At 38.9% G+C, this 19,169-nt stretch carries 18 protein-coding genes; 16 read left to right on the top strand and 2 right to left on the bottom strand.

Translation table 11 applies throughout. The features are described 5' to 3' along the window. Positions 1 to 31 precede the first annotated feature (31 nt). From NST02_RS09300 to NST02_RS09310, 3 genes are all read left to right on the top strand, one after another. Positions 32 to 652: a helix-hairpin-helix domain-containing protein gene (locus NST02_RS09300; RefSeq protein WP_095306887.1), complete on the top strand. Its 621-nt coding sequence runs from the start codon at positions 32 to 34 to the stop codon at positions 650 to 652. A gap of 129 nt (positions 653 to 781) precedes the next feature. Then, positions 782 to 1,246, top strand: a complete 465-nt coding sequence (locus NST02_RS09305) for a deaminase (RefSeq protein ID WP_095307130.1) — start codon at positions 782 to 784, stop codon at positions 1,244 to 1,246. A gap of 80 nt (positions 1,247 to 1,326) precedes the next feature. Next, positions 1,327 to 3,669, top strand: coding sequence for a DNA internalization-related competence protein ComEC/Rec2 (locus tag NST02_RS09310; RefSeq protein WP_170211301.1), 2,343 nt, complete (start codon positions 1,327 to 1,329; stop codon positions 3,667 to 3,669). Between the two features lie 60 nt (positions 3,670 to 3,729). On the opposite strand, the gene NST02_RS09315 is transcribed toward NST02_RS09310, so the two are convergent. Beyond that, positions 3,730 to 3,864: a YqzM family protein gene (locus NST02_RS09315; protein WP_095306885.1), complete on the bottom strand. Its 135-nt coding sequence runs from the start codon at positions 3,862 to 3,864 to the stop codon at positions 3,730 to 3,732. Between the two features lie 389 nt (positions 3,865 to 4,253). On the opposite strand from NST02_RS09315, the gene holA reads away from it, so the two are divergent. Beyond that, positions 4,254 to 5,276 carry a DNA polymerase III subunit delta gene (gene holA, locus NST02_RS09320; protein ID WP_095306884.1) on the top strand — a complete coding sequence of 341 codons (1,023 nt, stop codon included), beginning with the start codon at positions 4,254 to 4,256 and terminating at the stop codon, positions 5,274 to 5,276. 73 nt (positions 5,277 to 5,349) lie between these two features. On the opposite strand, the gene rpsT is transcribed toward holA, so the two are convergent. Then, the gene (rpsT, locus tag NST02_RS09325) at positions 5,350 to 5,616 is read right to left on the bottom strand and encodes a 30S ribosomal protein S20 (protein ID WP_095306883.1); all 267 of its coding nucleotides are present in this window, start codon (positions 5,614 to 5,616) and stop codon (positions 5,350 to 5,352) included. Between the two features lie 254 nt (positions 5,617 to 5,870). Between rpsT and gpr the strand changes: the two genes are divergently transcribed. From gpr to NST02_RS09385, 12 genes are all read left to right on the top strand, one after another. Then, on the top strand, positions 5,871 to 6,986 hold the full coding sequence (gpr, locus tag NST02_RS09330) for a GPR endopeptidase (protein WP_095306882.1): 1,116 nt from the start codon (positions 5,871 to 5,873) through the stop codon (positions 6,984 to 6,986). A 94-nt stretch (positions 6,987 to 7,080) separates the two neighbouring features. Beyond that, entirely contained in the window at positions 7,081 to 8,289 is a 1,209-nt protein-coding gene (locus NST02_RS09335; protein WP_095306881.1) for a stage II sporulation protein P, read from the top strand. Further along, on the top strand, positions 8,279 to 8,413 hold the full coding sequence (locus NST02_RS09340; protein WP_268951586.1) for a hypothetical protein: 135 nt from the start codon (positions 8,279 to 8,281) through the stop codon (positions 8,411 to 8,413). The genes NST02_RS09335 and NST02_RS09340 overlap by 11 nt, the downstream gene beginning before the upstream one ends. Before the next feature lie 190 nt (positions 8,414 to 8,603). Beyond that, positions 8,604 to 8,945: a YqxA family protein gene (locus NST02_RS09345; protein WP_306428696.1), complete on the top strand. Its 342-nt coding sequence runs from the start codon at positions 8,604 to 8,606 to the stop codon at positions 8,943 to 8,945. Between the two features lie 147 nt (positions 8,946 to 9,092). Continuing rightward, on the top strand, positions 9,093 to 10,925 hold the full coding sequence (lepA, locus tag NST02_RS09350) for a translation elongation factor 4 (RefSeq protein ID WP_340948794.1): 1,833 nt from the start codon (positions 9,093 to 9,095) through the stop codon (positions 10,923 to 10,925). A 100-nt stretch (positions 10,926 to 11,025) separates the two neighbouring features. Then, positions 11,026 to 12,168, top strand: coding sequence for a radical SAM family heme chaperone HemW (hemW, locus tag NST02_RS09355; RefSeq protein WP_095306878.1), 1,143 nt, complete (start codon positions 11,026 to 11,028; stop codon positions 12,166 to 12,168). A gap of 149 nt (positions 12,169 to 12,317) precedes the next feature. Further along, positions 12,318 to 13,349, top strand: a complete 1,032-nt coding sequence (hrcA, locus tag NST02_RS09360; RefSeq protein WP_095306877.1) for a heat-inducible transcriptional repressor HrcA — start codon at positions 12,318 to 12,320, stop codon at positions 13,347 to 13,349. Positions 13,350 to 13,481: 132 nt separating this feature from the next. After that, the gene (gene grpE, locus NST02_RS09365; protein ID WP_095306876.1) at positions 13,482 to 14,084 is read left to right on the top strand and encodes a nucleotide exchange factor GrpE; all 603 of its coding nucleotides are present in this window, start codon (positions 13,482 to 13,484) and stop codon (positions 14,082 to 14,084) included. 47 nt (positions 14,085 to 14,131) lie between these two features. Next, positions 14,132 to 15,967 carry a molecular chaperone DnaK gene (gene dnaK, locus NST02_RS09370; RefSeq protein ID WP_095306875.1) on the top strand — a complete coding sequence of 612 codons (1,836 nt, stop codon included), beginning with the start codon at positions 14,132 to 14,134 and terminating at the stop codon, positions 15,965 to 15,967. A 320-nt stretch (positions 15,968 to 16,287) separates the two neighbouring features. After that, on the top strand, positions 16,288 to 17,415 hold the full coding sequence (gene dnaJ, locus NST02_RS09375) for a molecular chaperone DnaJ (protein WP_095306874.1): 1,128 nt from the start codon (positions 16,288 to 16,290) through the stop codon (positions 17,413 to 17,415). 50 nt (positions 17,416 to 17,465) lie between these two features. Further along, complete coding sequence (prmA, locus tag NST02_RS09380) at positions 17,466 to 18,404, top strand: 50S ribosomal protein L11 methyltransferase (RefSeq protein ID WP_095306873.1); 939 nt, start codon at positions 17,466 to 17,468, stop codon at positions 18,402 to 18,404. Between the two features lie 16 nt (positions 18,405 to 18,420). Continuing rightward, positions 18,421 to 19,164, top strand: coding sequence for a 16S rRNA (uracil(1498)-N(3))-methyltransferase (locus NST02_RS09385; protein ID WP_340948799.1), 744 nt, complete (start codon positions 18,421 to 18,423; stop codon positions 19,162 to 19,164). Positions 19,165 to 19,169 lie beyond the last annotated feature (5 nt).

Raw genomic sequence — 19,169 nt, forward strand, 5'->3', positions numbered from 1 at the left:
TTGAAATATGTCAAGGAAAGGAAGATGGTGAATGATAGAGTGGATAAAAGAGCAAAAAAAATACCTTGCCATTGTGGTTGTTCTAGCAGGGCTTTTTAGCTATTATCTGTTTTCTTCCGGAGCGTCTAACGATAATGAAAGAGTTGAGGAAAGCTGGGGTTCCTCGGCTGAACCATTGCAAGAAGAGTTAAGCGATATAGAAGAACAAGAAGATCATGACATATTGGTTGATGTGAAAGGGGCAGTGCGGAGACCGGGAGTATATAGAGCTTCCGCTGGCGACCGAATCAAAGATGTGATTGAAAGTGCAGGAGGGATAACAGAAGACGCCAATCCTGATGCGACTAACTTTGCCATGAGGGTAACAGACGAGATGGTTGTATATGTTCCGAAGATTGGAGAGGAGGAAGCTATAGGTGAAGGGAGCTTGATGGATGGAGGAACTGATTCCGCTAATCAAAAAATCAATATTAATAAGGCAACTGCTCCTGAATTAGAAACGTTGCCAGGTATAGGACCAGCAAAAGCAGAGGCGATTATTGAGTATCGTGAAAGCAACGGGCCATTTAAAGCGATAGAAGATATTATGTCTATTAGTGGATTTGGCGAGAAGACTTTTGAAAAGTTAAAGGAAAGCATTGTAGTTAAGTAGGAAGAATTTTTACTCCATTGCCATAATTTCAAATTGACGAGTCTTCTTCTTTCCCATTAAACTGAAGATAAGTCAGAAAAAAGGGTGAGACATTTGAGTGATAACAGGTTAACTTGGGATCAGTATTTTATGCTGAATGCCCATCTAATTAGTATGAGAAGCACATGCAATCGATTAAATGTTGGTTCAGTGCTCGTGAAGAATAACCGTATTATTAGTACAGGCTATAATGGAGGAATTAGCGGAGAGGACCACTGCTTAGATGCAGGTTGCTTTGTTGAAAATAATCATTGTTTAAGATGCCTTCATGCAGAAGAAAATGCTATTTTGCAATGTGCTTTACAAGGGGTTTCGACGAAGGGAAGCCAAATTTATGTGACCCATTTTCCTTGTGTCCATTGCATGAAGAAAATCCTTCAAGCTGGCATTACAAAAATTTATTATAATTATGATTATAAAAATCATGACTATTGCTATCATCTCCTAGAAATTAGCAATGTCGAGGCAGTCAAAATGGATGTGCAAATTGAAAATTATAGCGATGATATACGAAACTCCGCTGGAGGATTAAAGTGGGATTTTCAACCTTTATAAGTGAGTGGGAGGAGTAGCCTCGTCGAGAGAGTGCGCTTTCGAGAGATGCTATCTCCTATTCTTTTGAAAGGAGGATATCGTTGAAAGGTAAATTTATTTTTGTTGGCTTAGGAGCGCTCTTTGGAGTATTAACTGCTCTAGAAAGTCTTGTTTTTTCAGGTGTCTTCTTGCTCGTTTGCTTCTCTTTTTTTATCCTCAAAAGATATTCTTTTCCACAGCTGCTCCTTATATTCAGTGTGTTTCTTCTCTTTTTTTTACAAGCAAAAATATATGACAGTAAAAATCAGACTCGAATGAGCGGTGATGAGCAAGAGTTTATAATTGCTCTTCAAAATCCAATGAAGATTGACGGAGATTTTTTCTCAGCATATGGAAAGGAAAGCAAATCAAAGGAAAAGCTTGTCCTGCAACATCGACTTTCCAGCATAACAGAAAAGGAGAATTTTTCAAAGCTAACAGTTGGCACAGTTTGTCAGGTACAAGGTCGATTAAAGGAACCGGAGACAAATGGAAATCCGCGAATGTTTAATTATCGGGAGTACCTGCGTTACGAGCAAACATTTTGGATATTAGAGGTGGAAAAGTGGAATCCCGCACATTGTTATGAACAAAAGAATCCTCTTCTTTATCTTCAAAAACTGAGACAAAAAGGCATTCAATTTATCGGTGAGCAATTTCCTGAAAATTCAGCTCCTCTTGTAGCGGCTCTCGTATTTGGTGAACGGAATTTCATCCGTGAAGAATTAATTGAAGCATATCAGAGGTTGGGGATCATTCATTTGTTAGCGATCTCTGGGCTGCATGTTGGAATGCTAGTGGGATTTTTATTTTTCATCGGGTTGAGATGCAATGTTTCTAGGGAACTAATGCTGCTCTTTTTAATGATGTTTTTACCAGTTTATATCGTTTTGACAGGAGGAGCACCCTCTGTCATTCGAGCGTGCTTTATGATGTTGCTTGCTTTGCTTCTCATGAAGTTAACAAGAAAGAAACTCATTCCTGCTGATATAATTAGTATCGTGTTCCTTTTTTATGTGTTTACAGATCCTTTTGTCATTTATCATGTTGGGTTCCAGCTCTCCTTCGCTGTAAGTGCATCTTTAATTTTTTCTCGTTCTATTTTGCGCCGTTACATGGATAGACCATTCTTGCTTTTATGTGCTACCTCTTTCATTGCTCAACTGGCCTCCATCCCCATTATGCTTTATCATTTCTATGAATTCCCCCTCATTTCCTTAGTCGCGAATATTATTTTTGTGCCCCTTTATTCAGTTGTTGTTCTCCCGTTATGTCTTATTTGGTATATCTTTGCGCTTCTGTTTGGAGAAATTATGGCTCCGGTGGCATCCTTTTTAGATTTTAATTTTCAGTTGCTGAACGGACTTACATTGTTTCTTGCGAAGTTTCCTTATAATACATTAGTACTTGGAAGACCGAATCAGTTGGGCCTAGTCATGCTTTGTTTTGGGATCCCTTATGGGTTTTATTTATGGGAAAAATTTAAAGCAAATAAGCAAATGTACCTGAGGCTGTTTTTTTTATTATTGCTCTTATTTATTCCTTTCTTTGTGGAAAGGTATTTTTCTCCAGGTGAAATCACACTTATTGATGTCGGGCAAGGGGATAGTATTTTAATTCAATTACCTAAAAATAAAGGCACATACTTAATTGATACAGGTGGAACGATACAATTTTCACTTGAGGATTGGAAGAAACGAAGAAATCCTTTTGAAGTGGGAAAGGATGTTCTGGTTCCATTTTTAAAAAGTAAGGGCATCAACGTTCTTGATAAGCTTATTCTCACGCATGGAGATATGGATCATATCGGCGGTGCGACGGCAGTGTTAAACAATATGAAGGTTAAGGAAATGGTTGTTCCAACTGTGGAAAATCGAGCAGAGCTTGAAGATGAAGTGATTGCTCTTGCAAGAAATAAAGAAATTCCGATTTATTATGCGCAAAAGGGAGATCAATGGAAAGTTAGTGAGTATACTTTTCATGTTTTATCGCCTAGCTCTGACAGAGAGTTGGAACGAAATGATCAATCTATTGTTATTTATGTGAAATTAGGGGGACTGCATTGGATGTTTACAGGAGATTTAGAGGAAGAGGGAGAGGGAAGGTTACTTTCATCCTATCCAGCTCTCCGAATTGATGTTTTAAAAGTAGCTCATCATGGAAGTAAAACGTCTACATCAGAATTTTGGTTAGAACATTTAAAACCGGAAATTGCCCTCATTTCTGCCGGTAAGAATAATCGATTTGGACATCCTCATGCTGAGGTTCTGAAACGCCTGGAAGAGCGGAAAATCACTATTTTTAGGACTGATAGGGACGGAGCAATCGGCTATTATTTTAAAGGTGATAAAGGAACCTTTTTAACAGGAAAGCCATATGCTAAAGCAAAAGCAAAATCGAATTGAACACATAAATAAAAAGACTGCACAAACGATGTGCAATCCCAAGAAATGAATACTATGTACTTAAGAGCCGATGTATTGAATTACGGTTGCAATAATGAACAATGTTGCAAAGAAACCGAAAGAGACGATAAAACCTACTCCAGAATCAATAGCATCATTGCGTTTGCTTTGTACTTCTTTTTCAAATGGATTCACAATAACCCCTCCTATTTCCATTATAATAGATGGACCTCATAAAGCAATAAACAATTGCCAACGAAGCACAAATTAGCTTTGTTCGTTTTCGAAATTCTTCAGAATTCATGAAAAATGCTTAGACGTTTTATAGTATAAGCGACTTTTCCTTTACTGACAAGAGTTGTCACAAATAGTTTGCATTCATCCGGCTACACTAGTAATAACAGGGTGTACCGCTAGTGGATAAGTATCCTAGGCCTTATTTGCTAGCGTTTACTATAAACAGGGAGTTGGTTTTAAGCGAAACCAATTCCCTTTTAGTATGTCCTGAAAATTTTTCTCCCTTGTCAAAAACTCCGTGCTTCTATACGATAAACGTAAGAATGTTAAAGAACGGAGAGAAAAAATTGGTTTTAGATGTGTGGAAGCAAATAAAGAAAAAGCAATTTTCCCCCGTATATGTATTATATGGAACAGAGTCCTTTCTTATCAATGAAACGAAGCATTTATTAATGAAATACGCCCTCAATGAAGAGGAAATGGAATTTAATTTTGCGACATATGATTTGGAGGAGACTCCGATTGAAGTAGCGCTAGAGGATGCAGAAACATTTCCTTTTATGGGAGAACGTCGACTCATTCTGATGAATAATCCTTATTTTTTAACTGCAGAAAAATCCAAAGCAAAAACCGAACATAATTTAAAGAAGTTGGAATCTTACCTACAAGAACCTGCTCCGTATTCGATCATTGTGTTTGCCGGCTCCTATGAGAAGCTTGATGAGCGGAAAAAGCTTACAAAGGAGCTGAAAAGAAAAGGGATCGTTGTTGAGGCGAAGAAATTAAACGAACAGGAGCTAAAGCTCTGGGTTAAAGAACGGGCTGCTCTTAATCGTGTCAGTATTGATGAAGAGGCAGTTGAGCAGATGTTGACGTTAGCAGGAACAAACTTATTCATGTTAACAACTGAAATAGATAAGTTGGCTCTTTATGCGACAGAAGGAAATACGATCACAGTCGCAATGGTTCACGAGCTTGTGTCCAGGTCATTGGAACAAAATATATTCGTATTAGTGGATAATATTGTCCAAAGAAAAATAGATGCAGCTTTTCGCATTTATTACGATTTATTGAAACAAAATGAAGAGCCGATTAAAATTTTATCAATCCTTTCTGGACAGTTCCGACTAATTTATCAAGTGAAGGAATTAGCGAGAAAAGGCTATGGGCAGCAGCAAATTGCCGGCTCCATTAAGGTCCATCCCTTTCGTGTAAAGCTGGCAGCAGGCCAAGCAAAGTTATTTAAGGATGAAGAGCTGACAAAGATTATGCAGCTGTTAGCAGAGGCTGATTACCAATCAAAAACAGGTGCGATGAATAAAGAGTTGATTATAGAAATGTTTTTATTCCGCTTACAAGGAGGAATTTAAAAAAAGGAACCGGGAAGGTTCCTTTTTTGTGCAAAAAATAAGGGCTATCTGTTTGAGAGATAGCCTCACACAATTATGCGTTTAAAGTGTTTAACTTCTTTGCTAAACGAGATTTTTTACGAGCAGCAGCATTCTTGTGGATAAGACCTTTTGCAGCAGCCTTATCTAATTTTCTTGCAGCTTCTACGTAGCTTTCTTTTGCAGCAGCTTCGTCGTTATTTACAATTGCAGCTTCTACTTTCTTAACAGCAGTACGCATTGCAGATTTAACTGTTGAGTTGTGAGCATTACGTTCTTCACTTGTCTTAGCACGCTTGATAGCAGATTTAATATTTGCCATTCCATTCACCTCCCGAAAAAGCAATCGAGATTATATAAAACTCGATATTCACAATCCTAACATTAATTGCAGAACAAGAGATATTTTATCAAACGGATATATCTTTTGCAATACTATCTGTTTATTTTACGGGAAAGTAAATGTTTTTTCAAATGAATGTTTTGTATATGTGACGGTAATGCTAGATACTAGCAAGATTTTTATGGAATTACTAGTAGATTTTCCCTGGAAAGGAAAGGAAAGGAGAGGTGTTAATGGATTTAAGTAAATTTACTGTTCGAACCGATTTAGCAGTGGAAGCAAGAGAAATGGTCATTGCTGAAAGAGAAAAGGATCATGTACACGGACAGGAAGATATCTCTCAAGTTGAGGGAGTGATCATAAAGGAGAAGGAAGAAAACAATATAAAAGTTTCTTTAGTAGAAATTACGAAAGAGGGTTCCGATGCAGTCGGGAAAAAAGAAGGAAAGTATTTAACTCTTGAAGTGATTGGTATCAGACAACAGGATACAGAGCTTCAACGAAAGGTTGAAGACACATTTGTATTAGAATTCTCTCATTTCTTAAAGGAGCTGGGAATTAAAGAGGATGCCTCCTGTTTAGTAGTTGGTTTGGGAAATTGGAATGTTACGCCAGACGCCCTCGGACCACACGTATGTGAGAATCTTATTATAACGCGACATCTATATGAATTACAGCCTGAAAGTGTAGAAGAAGGGTTCCGACCTGTTAGTGCGATTGCGCCAGGGGTTATGGGCCTGACTGGAATTGAAACAAGCGATATTATTTTAGGGATTGTTGAGAAGACGAAACCGGATTTTGTCATTGCGATTGATGCTTTGGCGTCAAGGTCGATTGAGAGGGTAAACTCGACCATTCAAATTTCCGATACTGGCATTCATCCCGGTTCAGGGGTAGGAAATAAGAGGAAGGAATTAAGTAAAGAAACGCTTGGTATTCCAGTTATTGCCATTGGTGTTCCGACGGTTGTCGATGCTGTTTCGATTACAAGCGATACCATCGATTACATTTTGAAACATTTTGGAAAAGAACTAAAAGAAGGAGACCGACCTTCGCGTGCTTTAGCTCCAGCAGGCATGACTTTCGGTAAAAGAAAAAAATTAACAGAAGATGATTTGCCTGATGAGCATCATCGCAAAACATTTTTGGGAATGATTGGGACTTTGGAGGAAGAGGAAAAGAGAAAATTAATTTCAGAAGTTCTCTCTCCTCTTGGCCATAATCTTATGGTAACACCAAAAGAAGTGGATGTTTTTATAGAGGATATGGCTAATCTTCTTGCCAATGGATTAAATGCCGCATTACATCATTCGATCAACGAAGAGAATGCGGGCTTCTATACGAGATAATAGGTTCACTCCTTTTTAGGAGAGTGTTAAAAAAGGTTCTATCTTTTCTAGTAAAGTCATAAGAATTAGTAGACTTACTAAAAGAGGTGGAACGATGAAATATAACAGGTCTTCTTCATTTGTCGTAACTGTACAAGGGACCAGTGTTTTTCAATTTGTATTAGTCGTGATGTTATTGCTGTTGCTTATCTTTTCGGTGAGTGGCCTCATTACATCTTTGAAGCCAGAGTATCAAATTAAATCATCATCTATTAATAGTGCGACAGGACATTTGACAGGGGAAGTGTTATATCGCCTCCTAGGTACGGAAAATCATGCTTTTGGACAAGTGCTACCAAAAGATGAATCAACACCAAGTTTGACCAGTTTAGTGTTTAAGGTCTCAACAAATGTTAGTCTCGATGATCCAAGAAGTCTCCTCGGAAGAGAGTTGCCAGGATTTTCAATATTTGATGGGGAACTGGTGATTGCTGGAGAAGGCATTAATTATACGCATTTACCGATAGAATCCCCCCCACCTCCTGAAGCGTTGCAAAAGGAGAATGAGGCAGCGATAAAAGATATTGAGGAATTAGATGACTTAGATAATGGGGATGAAGAAGCGCCTCCACCAGCACAAACAACTGGTGATCGAAAAATGGTTTATCTTTATTTTACACATACTAGAGAATCCTTTCTTCCTCATTTAGAAGGTGTTACAGATCCTAATAGAGCACATCATTCAAAGATTAATGTGACAAGAATTGGCGATCATCTTCAAAAACAATTAGAACGTTATGGAATTGGAACGGTTGTAGATAAAACGGATATTATGACCAATCTAAGTGAAAAAGGGCTTTCTTATGGAAGATCTTATGATGAATCGAGAAAAGTTGTTGAAGCGGCGGTTACCTCTAATCGTGACCTTACGTATTTAATTGATATACATCGTGATTCACAACGGAAAGACAAGACTACAATAGAGATTAATGGTAAGTCCTACGCTCAGTTAATGTTTGTCCTTGGTGCAGAAAACCCAAATTATGAAAAGAATTTGAGACTAGCTGAAGAATTACACAAAAAGCTTAATAAGAAATATCCAGGCATAAGTAAAGGAGTTTCGAAAAAGCAAGGAGCTGGTACGAACGGAAAATTTAATCAGGATTTATCTGAAAATGCAATGCTCGTTGAGTTTGGTGGAGTTGATAATACATTTGAAGAATTAAATCGCTCCGCAGATGCCTTTGCAGCTGCATTTAGTGAAGTCTTTTGGCAAGCAGAAAGTGTGAACTTCCCGGTTGACGAGCCTGCAAATGAGCAATAATGGTGAAAAGGCAATTGCGATGATAACCCAATTGTTTCAGGATGTTGGCGACATTGAGTTTGTTCATCATAAAGAATTCATAAGGACAGTGGATGCAGAATTAGAGGAAAAGCTGTCCGCATAAAGAGTTCAAGAGGACCCCGAAAGCGGAAGTTGAGCGAAAGGTGCTCGCATAAAAGGGCTCAAGAGGACGGCAAAAGCAGATTTTAACCCAAATCTGCCCACATAGAGGACAAACTCAAGTAGATTTTGAGCAAAAATTGTTCTTATAACGGTTTACCAGCTTTTTCTAAATAAAAACGTAAGTAGGTGACATGATGAAGTTGTTTTTTTTGAAGTTTGTATTTGTCTTGGCTTTGATGTTTGTCTCTGTTTTATTTGGGATGCAACAGGCAAATGAAGGAATCGATCGGATGAAGGGCTTTGAGGATCACAACTTCAAAGAAGCGCTTCATGTTACTGAAAACGAAGGAGGGGAAGTGGAACTTGCTGTCTTAGGCAATGATATCAGTAGTCATGATATACAGGAAAAGAAAGCAAAGCTCGAAAAAATGAAGGCTTATAATTTTTTCTCCTCTATTGGCAAGAAGCTGGCAGAAGGTGTTTCCTCTTTTGCTAATAAGGCAATAGAATTAATTACAGAGCTGTTTCAATAGTGCCTTCTATTTTCCGTTGAATCTTGCCGAATCGACTGCTATAATCAAAAAATAGCGTATTTAATCAATTCCAACGGCTATGTGCTGTAAGCGTTTAGTTAAATTGGAATTGATTCGATGTGTGCGAGTATAGTAGGAGTGAACGATATGAACAAAGAAGAAAGACTGATGAGGCAATCAAAGATTCGCAATTTCTCGATCATCGCTCATATCGACCATGGAAAGTCGACGTTGGCAGATAGAATTTTAGAGAAAACGAATGCTTTAACTGCTCGTGAAATGAAGGACCAGCTCCTCGATTCGATGGATCTTGAGAGAGAACGGGGCATTACGATTAAATTAAACTCAGTTCAATTAAAATACAAAGCAAAAGATGGCGAGATCTATACGTTTCATTTAATCGACACACCTGGACATGTCGATTTCACCTATGAAGTATCCCGCAGTTTAGCAGCATGTGAAGGTGCTGTTCTCGTGGTCGATGCGGCACAGGGAATTGAAGCACAAACGTTGGCGAATGTTTATTTAGCACTTGACAATGATTTAGAAATCGTACCAGTTATCAATAAAATTGATCTTCCAAGTGCCGATCCGGAACGCGTTCGTAACGAGATTGAAGAAGTAATCGGATTAGATGCTTTTGAAGCTGTTTTAGCCAGTGCAAAAGCTGGGATTGGGATTGAAGAAATTTTGGAACAGATTGTCGAAAAGGTACCCGCACCTGTTGGAGATCCTGAAGCTCCATTAAAGGCGTTAATTTTTGATTCACTATATGATGCATACCGAGGAGTGGTTGCATATATTCGTGTGGTTGAGGGTACGGTGAAAGCTGGCGATAAAATTAAGATGATGGCAACGGGCAAGGAGTTTGAAGTGACAGAAGTAGGTGTCTTTACGCCAAAAGCCGTGCAAACAGAAGAATTATCTGTCGGAGATGTGGGATTTTTAACGGCTGCCATTAAAAATGTTGGGGATACCCGTGTTGGGGATACGATTACAAATGCAAAAAATGGTGCCTCAGAAGCGCTCCCAGGTTATCGTAAATTGAATCCAATGGTATATTGTGGTTTATATCCTATTGACAGCGCGAAATTTAATGACTTAAGAGAAGCTCTCGAAAAGCTTGAATTAAATGATTCCGCTCTTCAGTTTGAACCAGAAACATCGCAAGCATTAGGCTTTGGCTTCCGATGCGGGTTTCTTGGATTGCTCCATATGGAAATTATTCAGGAACGCATTGAAAGAGAATTTAAGATCGATTTAATCACGACTGCACCGAGTGTTATTTATGATGTTATTTTGACGGATGGTTCGCAAATAAAAATAGACAACCCTTCTGATATGCCAGATCCACAGAAAATTGAACGGATTGAAGAGCCATATGTAAAAGCAACGATGATGGCTCCAAATGATTATGTCGGCGCCATTATGGAGCTGTGCCAAGAAAAAAGAGGAAACTTCATTGATATGCAATATCTCGATGAAACGAGGGTGAGCATCATTTATGAAGTACCATTGTCCGAGATTGTCTACGATTTCTTCGATCAGTTAAAGTCGAGCACGAAAGGGTATGCTTCCTTTGACTATGAACTGATTGGCTATAAGCCATCAAAACTTGTGAAGATGGATATCCTTTTAAATGCAGAGAAAGTCGATGCGTTAAGCTTTATCGTTCATAAAGATTTTGCTTATGAACGAGGTAAGGTTATCGTAGAAAAATTAAAGGAATTAATTCCGAGACAGCAATTTGAAGTGCCTGTCCAAGCGGCAATCGGACAAAAAATTGTTGCCCGTTCTACGATTAAGGCGATGCGCAAAAACGTCTTAGCGAAATGCTACGGTGGAGATATTTCCCGTAAACGAAAGCTTCTTGAGAAGCAAAAAGAAGGGAAAAAGCGGATGAAACAGGTAGGCTCAGTTGAGGTACCTCAAGAGGCCTTTATGGCAGTATTGAAAATGGATGATAGTCAGAAAAAATAGGGTTTTTTAGAGTTTAACTTAAGAAAGAGGGGTTAGCCAGTCTTGTTATAACAAGAACTCTAACCTCTCTTTCATATTTAAAAAACGAGGTTGTGATTGTTTGATTAATGCGGCGTATATTCATATCCCCTTTTGTGAGCATATTTGCCATTATTGTGATTTTAATAAAGTGTTCCTTCAAGGACAACCAGTTGATGAATATATAAATTCATTAAAAAAAGAGATGGAGTTGACATTGCAAGAAGTGCCAACGTCTCACCTGCGTTCTATTTTTGTTGGTGGAGGCACGCCGACGGCATTAAATGAAAGGCAGCTTGCAGCTTTATGTCAAGGCATCCATGATTACCTTCCTTTCAATCAAGATACTGAGTTTACATTTGAAGCGAACCCGGGAGATCTTTCTAAAGAAAAATTGCAAATCCTCTATGAGGCAGGGGTCAATCGCTTAAGCTTTGGCGTCCAGACCTTTAACGATGAACTTTTGAAGAGAATAGGTCGTGTACATCGTGGAGCAGATGTATTCACATCGATTGCGCTTGCAAAAGCTGCAGGATTTGAAAACATTAGTGTCGATCTTATTTATAGCTTACCGGGCCAAACATTAGCTGATTTTAGAGAAACGCTTGCTACTTCTTTTTCATTAGATATTCAACATTATTCTGGGTATTCGTTAATAATTGAACCGAAGACGGTTTTCTATAATTTAATGAGAAAGGGCCGCCTTCCTTTGCCGGGAGAGGATGCTGAAGCCGCCATGTATGAGGAACTGATGGAGCAGATGGACAAGCATGGCTACCTTCAATATGAAATCAGTAATTTTGCAATTCCTGGCTATGAAAGCAGGCATAATTTAACGTATTGGAACAATAATGAATATTATGGTTTTGGAGCTGGCGCCCATTCTTATGTTAAAGGGCTGCGGCGTTCAAATGTTGGTCCTTTAAAGAAGTATATGGATCCACTTGAAAATGGGAAACTTCCTGTTTTTGAAGAAAATAAGCCGACAAAAGCAGAGCAAATGGAGGAAGAAATGTTCCTTGGATTAAGAAAGAATGAAGGGGTTTCGATTGAACGGTTTATTGAAAGATACGGGATTTCACCTGTGGATTTATTTGCAAATGAAATGTTGGATTTAAGGAAAAAGGATTTAATTTGTGAAGAAAATAATTATATAAGATTAACCAGGAAAGGTAGATTTCTTGGAAATGAAGTATTTCAATCGTTCTTAGGCATAGTCCAGTAATGTGATGATGGTTTTTTTGAATAAGGAATGGGGATGGCATCCAGACTGAATAAAAAAGCTTAAATGATTGACACGATCCCCTGATATTTGATAATTTAATAATAGATTTAGCACTCGATATAAAGGAGTGCTAACAGAGGTGATATAAAGTGTTAACAGATCGTCAATTGTTAATTTTCCAAGTGATTGTTGATGATTTTATTCGGTCTGCTCAACCAGTTGGTTCGAGAAGCTTGTCGAAGAAGGAAGAAATACAGTTTAGTTCGGCTACAATTCGAAACGAGATGGCAGATTTAGAAGAACTCGGTTTTCTGGAAAAAACACACACCTCATCGGGGAGAATTCCATCCGAGAAAGGGTATAGATTTTACGTAGATCATTTGCTATCTCCGCAAAAACTTGATACAAAAGATGTGAACTCTGTACGTTCAATTTTTACGGAGAGAATATATGAATTAGAGAAGATTGTTCAAAGATCTGCACAAATTTTATCAGAGTTGACAAATTATACTGCTATAGTTCTTGGTCCAGCAGTGAGGGAGAACAAGCTAAAGAAAATTCAAATTGTCCCTTTGAACGATGAAACAGCGATTGCCATTATTGTTACAGATACTGGGCATGTAGAAAATAAGATGTTCCATCTACCGATTGGAATTGATTCTAGTGATATTGAGAAGCTTGTCAATATTTTGAATGAACGGCTTACAGGTGTCCCACTTGAGGAATTAAACGGAAAAATCTACAAGGAAGTAGCTCTTGTTTTGCGGCAGCATATTCGCAGTTATGATTCGATGTTTTCTTCACTGGTAGAAACGTTGAAAATTCCAACAAATGAAAAATTATTTTTTGGTGGTAAAACGAACATGCTCAGTCAACCGGAATTTCATGATATTAGTAAAGTGAAAAACCTGTTGACAATGATTGAACATGAGGAAGATATGTATGATATCATTCGAAAAAATCCTTCTGGTATTAATGTTAAAATTGGGAAGGAAAATGGCAATTCTGCAATGGATGATTGCAGCTTAATCACCGCCACTTATTCAATTGGAACTGAACAATTAGGTACGATTGCTATTTTAGGGCCAACTCGAATGGAATATTCAAGAGTTATAAGTTTATTAAAATTTTTTAGCAACGATTTATCGGTAGTGCTAACAAAGCTGTATCAAAGTAAGTAGTGCTGGAAATATTGATAAAGGGTGGAATTAAGCAATTCCATCCCTTTTCCTTGCGTTGCTGTTATTTTTTGATTTACATAGATGTTAGCTGACAGATTTAGTCGGTGTCTACTTTAAAGGGAGGTGAAAACGTTGGCTGAAGAAAAAAACACACTGGAGGAAGAAGCGGTGTCTACCAACGAAGAACAAAATATTCAAGAAGAAATTGAACCTATAATTGATGAAGAGAAAGAGGAAGTACCTGAAGATTCATCCTCTGTTGATGAAGAAAAACTTACAAAGCTAGAAGAGCAGCTTGCAGCTCTGCAAAAAGAGCTGGAAGAAAAAGAAAACCGCTACCTTCGATTACAAGCTGATTTCGAAAACTCTCGCCGTCGAGCTAGATTGGATTATGAAGCGGCGCAAAAATATAGAGCACAAAATTTAATTTCTGATATTCTGCCTGTATTGGATAACTTTGAACGTGCATTGAATGTGGAGACCGATCATGAACAGACGAAATCCTTGCTCCAAGGCATGGAAATGATTTATCGCAGTCTTCTTGATGCTTTAAAGAAAGAAGGCGTAGAAGTGATTGAATCGGAAGGGAAGGAGTTTGATCCGAATTTCCATCAAGCGGTTATGCAGGTTGCGGAAGAGGGATATGATTCGAACATTGTCGTGGAAGAATTTCAAAAAGGATATGTATTAAAGGATCGTGTCATTCGACCAGCAATGGTTAAAGTTAATCAGTAAAAAATAGAGAAAAAGTGTTTACATATTAAAATTGGGAGGCTAATAACATGAGCAAAATTATTGGTATCGACTTAGGAACAACAAACTCCTGTGTAGCGGTTCTTGAAGGTGGCGAACCAAAAGTAATTCCAAATCCAGAAGGAAATCGCACAACTCCATCCGTCGTGGCATTTAAAAACGGCGAGCGTCAAGTGGGAGAAGTAGCAAAGCGCCAAGCGATTACAAACCCTAATACCATCCTATCTATTAAACGTCATATGGGAACTTCTCATAAAGAAACGATTGAAGGAAAAGAATATACACCACAAGAAATTTCAGCTATTATTTTACAGCATTTAAAATCTTATGCTGAAGATTATTTAGGTGAGCCCGTTACAAAAGCAGTTATTACAGTACCAGCATATTTCAACGATGCAGAACGTCAAGCAACAAAGGATGCTGGAAAAATTGCTGGATTAGAAGTAGAGCGTATTATTAACGAACCTACTGCTGCTGCACTTGCTTACGGTTTAGATAAAATGGAAGAAGATCAAACGATTCTAGTGTATGACCTTGGTGGTGGTACGTTTGACGTATCGATCCTTGAATTAGGAGACGGCGTATTTGAAGTTAAATCTACTGCTGGTGATAACCGTCTTGGCGGAGATGACTTTGACCAAGTTATTATTGACTATTTAGTTGAGGAATTTAAGAAAGAGAATGGCATTGATCTCTCAAAAGATAAGATGGCTATGCAGCGCTTAAAAGATGCAGCTGAGAAAGCAAAGAAAGATCTATCTGGTGTAACTTCTACACAAATTTCTTTACCGTTTATTACCGCTGGTGAAGCAGGTCCACTTCATTTAGAAGTCACATTATCACGTGCTAAGTTTGACGAATTATCTTCAGATCTCGTTGAAAGAACAATGGGACCGACTCGTCAAGCGTTACAAGATGCAGGTCTTACAGCTGCTGATATCGATAAAGTTATTCTTGTCGGTGGTTCTACTCGTATCCCAGCTGTGCAAGAAGCGATTAAAAAAGCAACTGGTAAGGAACCTCATAGAGGAGTAAACCCAGACGAAGTAGTTGCAATGGGTGCAGCTGTTCAAGGTGGAGTGATCACGGGTGATGTTAAAGATGTTGTCTTACTAGACGTAACACCTTTATCACTTGGGATTGAAACAATGGGTGGTGTCTTTACGAAGTTAATTGAACGCAATACGACGATTCCAACTTCTAAATCACAAGTATTCTCTACCGCTGCTGATAATCAAACAGCAGTTGACATTCATGTTCTCCAAGGAGAGCGTCCAATGGCAGCTGATAACAAAACACTGGGACGTTTCCAATTAACAGATATTCCACCAGCACCACGTGGAATTCCACAAATTGAAGTGTCATTTGATATCGATAAAAATGGTATCGTAAATGTACGTGCGAAAGATCTTGGAACCAACAAGGAACAAGCAATTACAATTAAATCTTCAACAGGTCTATCTGATGATGAAATCGATAAAATGATTAAAGAGGCTGAAGCAAATGCAGAGGCTGATCAAAAGCGTAAGGAAGAAGTGGAATTACGCAATGAAGCGGATCAATTGGTATTCCAAACAGATAAAACATTAAAAGATCTTGAAGGTAAAGTTGATGAAGCGGAAGTAACGAAAGCAACAGAAGCGAAAGATGCACTTAAAGCAGCAATTGAAAAGAATGATCTTGATGAAATCCGTGCGAAAAAGGATGCACTACAAGAAATCGTTCAAAACCTTTCTGTTAAGCTTTACGAGGAAGCTGCCAAGCAAGCACAGGCTGCACAGGGAGCTGAAGGAGAAGCAGGTGCTGCTCCTAAAGACGACAACGTTGTAGACGCTGAATTCGAAGAAATCAAAGATGATAAATAGAAAAGCGGATGCGGCTTGAACAAACCCGACAAGCACTGGAAGGCCAGAAGTGGAAGTCGCACTTTTGACTTTCGCGTCTGGACTGAAGTGTCTCGAGGGTTTAGCCGCAGAAGCTAGACAAATAGAAAAGCGGAGAGTGCTCGTCCATCGGCGACAAGCATCGAATTAGTTATTGAATATAGAATATAGAAAGGTCAAAGTCACTGTCTTTATGACTTTGGCTTTTTCTATGTAAGGTCCTAGTGATAGATTTATTTGCACTTCTACAAGTTTGAGTGTTAAAATAACCTTTATGCGAATGGATTCGGGGAGTGGTAAGGTTGAGTAAAAGAGACTATTATGAAGTCTTAGGAGTAAGCAAATCCGCCTCTAAAGACGAAATTAAAAAAGCATATCGAAAGTTATCGAAAAAATATCATCCAGATATTAATAAAGAGGCGGATGCGGACGAAAAATTTAAAGAAGTTAAGGAAGCGTATGAAGTATTAAGCGATGATGCGAAGCGCTCACAATACGACCAATTCGGTCACACTGATCCAAATCAAGGCTTCGGTGGTGGAGGCTTTGGGGGCGGCGGCTTCGGTGGCTTTGAGGATATATTTGAAACGTTTTTTGGCGGCGGTGGTTCCAGACGTCGTGATCCCAATGCTCCTAGGCAAGGTGCTGACCTTCAATATACGATGACGCTTTCTTTTGAAGAAGCAGTCTTTGGAAAAGAAACAGACATCGAAATTCCACGTGAAGAGACATGTGATACTTGTCACGGAAGTGGGGCAAAACCGGGAACGAAGCCGGAAACTTGTAAGCACTGTAATGGTAGCGGTCAATTAAATGTAGAGCAGAATACTCCTTTTGGAAGAATAGTAAACCGAAGAGTTTGTCATCATTGCAGCGGTACAGGCAAAGAAATTAAGCATAAATGCTCAACTTGTGGCGGCACAGGGAAAGTGAAAAAACGTCGCAAAATTCATGTCAAAATTCCCGCTGGAATTGATGACGGTCAACAGCTAAGAGTATCAGGACAAGGAGAGCCTGGCATTAACGGCGGTCCAGCTGGGGATCTATATGTAGTATTTCATGTTCGCTCCCATGAATTCTTTGAGCGGGATGAGGATGATATTTATTGTGAAATGCCGATCACGTTTGTTCAGGCAGCTCTTGGTGATGAGATAGAAGTGCCAACGCTGCATGGCAAAGTAAAGCTTAAGGTTCCAGCAGGTACACAGACAGGCACTAAATTCCGTCTTCGTGGAAAAGGAGTTCCTAATGTAAGGGGATATGGAGTTGGTGACCAGCACGTTATAATGCGAATTGTCACACCAACGAAGTTGACTGAAAAGCAAAAGCAATTGCTACAGGAATTTGCCGAAATAAGTGGAAAAGTCCCTCAAGGTGATCAAGAAGAAGGCTTTTTTTCAAAGGTAAAAAGAGCATTTAAAGGTGAATAACGCAAGTAATATACAGTGTTATCGGAGTTTAAGGAAACGGAGTTGGTAGAATGAAGTGGTCTGAAATTGCCATTCATACAACAAATGAGGCGGTTGAACCGATCTCAAATATTTTACATGAAGCAGGTGCCTCTGGTGTTGTCATTGAGGATCCTTTTGAGCTTGAGAAGGAGAGGGAAGACCACTTCGGTGAAATCTATCAATTGAACCCTGACGACTACCCTGAAGAGGGAGTAATTATTAAAGCTTATTTACCAGTTAATAGCTTTTTAGGCGAAACAGTTGAAGAGATTAAAGAAGCAATTAATGGACTAATTCTTCACAATATCGATATTGGGAAAAATACTGTTACGATTAGTGAAGTCAATGAAGAAGAATGGGCAACAGCTTGGAAAAAATATTACCATCCTGTAAAGATCTCAGAAAAATTCACCATCGTTCCTACCTGGGAGGAGTATACGCCTGTTCATAGCGATGAGCTCATTATAGAATTAGACCCTGGGATGGCCTTTGGTACAGGAACCCACCCAACAACGGTCATGTGTATACAGGCTCTCGAGAGAACGGTCAAACAAGGTGATCATGTTGTTGACGTGGGAACGGGTTCCGGTGTGTTAAGTATCGCTGCTGGTTTGTTAGGAGCAGAAAAAATACAAGCACTGGACTTGGATGAAGTGGCTGTCAATTCAGCCAGAATTAATATTAAACTTAATAAGGTCCACGATCGAGCAACTGTTTCTCAAAATAACCTGCTTGATGGGATCACAGGACCTGTTGATGTAGTGGTAGCTAATATTCTTGCTGAAGTCATTCTGCGTTTTACAGATGATGCAGCACGGATTGTAAAACAAAACGGATATTTCATAACATCTGGAATTATCCTGCAAAAGAAGCAAGAGGTTAAAGAAGCAATGATTACATCTGGGTTTGAAATTGTTGAAACCATTCAAATGGAAGATTGGGTTGCGTTCATTGCAAAACGAATTTAGTTAAGAGGTGCTTAAAATGCAGCGATATTTTGTGAGAAATTTCGAAGATAATCGTTTCTATATTTCTGATGATGATCGCCATCATATTGTCAAGGTAATGCGTTTGCAAGTGGATGATGAAATCTACTGTGTTACCAAAGGCAAAAGTGCCCTCTGTCGGATAGAAGAAATTACCGATCAACAAGTCGTTGCAAAAGTTGTAAAATGGGAAGAAGCTTCTGTTGAAATGCCGATACAGGTGACCATTGCGAGCGGTCTGCCCAAAGGGGATAAACTGGAGTGGATTATTCAAAAAGGGACGGAATTAGGGGCAGCTAAGTTTATCCCTTTTACTGCATCTCGCTCCATTGTGAAATGGGATGAAAAAAAGGCATTTAAAAAGGTTGAACGCTGGAATCGGATTGCAAAGGAAGCGGCCGAACAATCCCATCGTCACATACGGCCAGAAGTACACCAGCCAATTTCCTTAAAAAAACTAGTCGAGTTAAGTGAAAATTATGATTATAAATTGGTGGCTTATGAAGAAAGTGCGAAGCAAGGGGAAGGATCCGTTTTTTCCTCTGTATTAAAAGAAATGAAAGCGGGGCAATCCATTCTCATTATATTTGGACCGGAGGGTGGATTAACAGAGGAAGAAATAGCTCTGTTAAATGATGCTGGTTTCCTTTCTTGTAGTTTAGGTCCGAGAATTTTAAGAACAGAAACAGCACCATTGTATGCATTAGCTGCTGTTTCTTTTCAAACTGAATTAATGGGGTGAAGATA

The sequence above is a fragment of the Robertmurraya sp. FSL W8-0741 genome (assembly GCF_038004005.1).
GTDB lineage: Bacteria > Bacillota > Bacilli > Bacillales > Cytobacillaceae > Robertmurraya > Robertmurraya siralis.

What these genes read in the sequence shown, in the direction of transcription:
- NST02_RS09300 (WP_095306887.1), top strand. Translation starts at nt 32, where the DNA reads ATGATAGAGTGGATAAAAGAGCAAAAAAAATACCTTGCCATTGTGGTT.
- NST02_RS09305 (WP_095307130.1), top strand. Translation starts at nt 782, where the DNA reads ATGCTGAATGCCCATCTAATTAGTATGAGAAGCACATGCAATCGATTA.
- rpsT (WP_095306883.1), bottom strand. Translation starts at nt 5,616, where the DNA reads ATGGCAAATATTAAATCTGCTATCAAGCGTGCTAAGACAAGTGAAGAA.
- gpr (WP_095306882.1), top strand. Translation starts at nt 5,871, where the DNA reads ATGGATTTAAGTAAATTTACTGTTCGAACCGATTTAGCAGTGGAAGCA.
- NST02_RS09335 (WP_095306881.1), top strand. Translation starts at nt 7,081, where the DNA reads ATGAAATATAACAGGTCTTCTTCATTTGTCGTAACTGTACAAGGGACC.
- NST02_RS09340 (WP_268951586.1), top strand. Translation starts at nt 8,279, where the DNA reads ATGAGCAATAATGGTGAAAAGGCAATTGCGATGATAACCCAATTGTTT.
- NST02_RS09345 (WP_306428696.1), top strand. Translation starts at nt 8,604, where the DNA reads ATGATGAAGTTGTTTTTTTTGAAGTTTGTATTTGTCTTGGCTTTGATG.
- lepA (WP_340948794.1), top strand. Translation starts at nt 9,093, where the DNA reads ATGAACAAAGAAGAAAGACTGATGAGGCAATCAAAGATTCGCAATTTC.
- dnaK (WP_095306875.1), top strand. Translation starts at nt 14,132, where the DNA reads ATGAGCAAAATTATTGGTATCGACTTAGGAACAACAAACTCCTGTGTA.
- prmA (WP_095306873.1), top strand. Translation starts at nt 17,466, where the DNA reads ATGAAGTGGTCTGAAATTGCCATTCATACAACAAATGAGGCGGTTGAA.
- NST02_RS09385 (WP_340948799.1), top strand. Translation starts at nt 18,421, where the DNA reads ATGCAGCGATATTTTGTGAGAAATTTCGAAGATAATCGTTTCTATATT.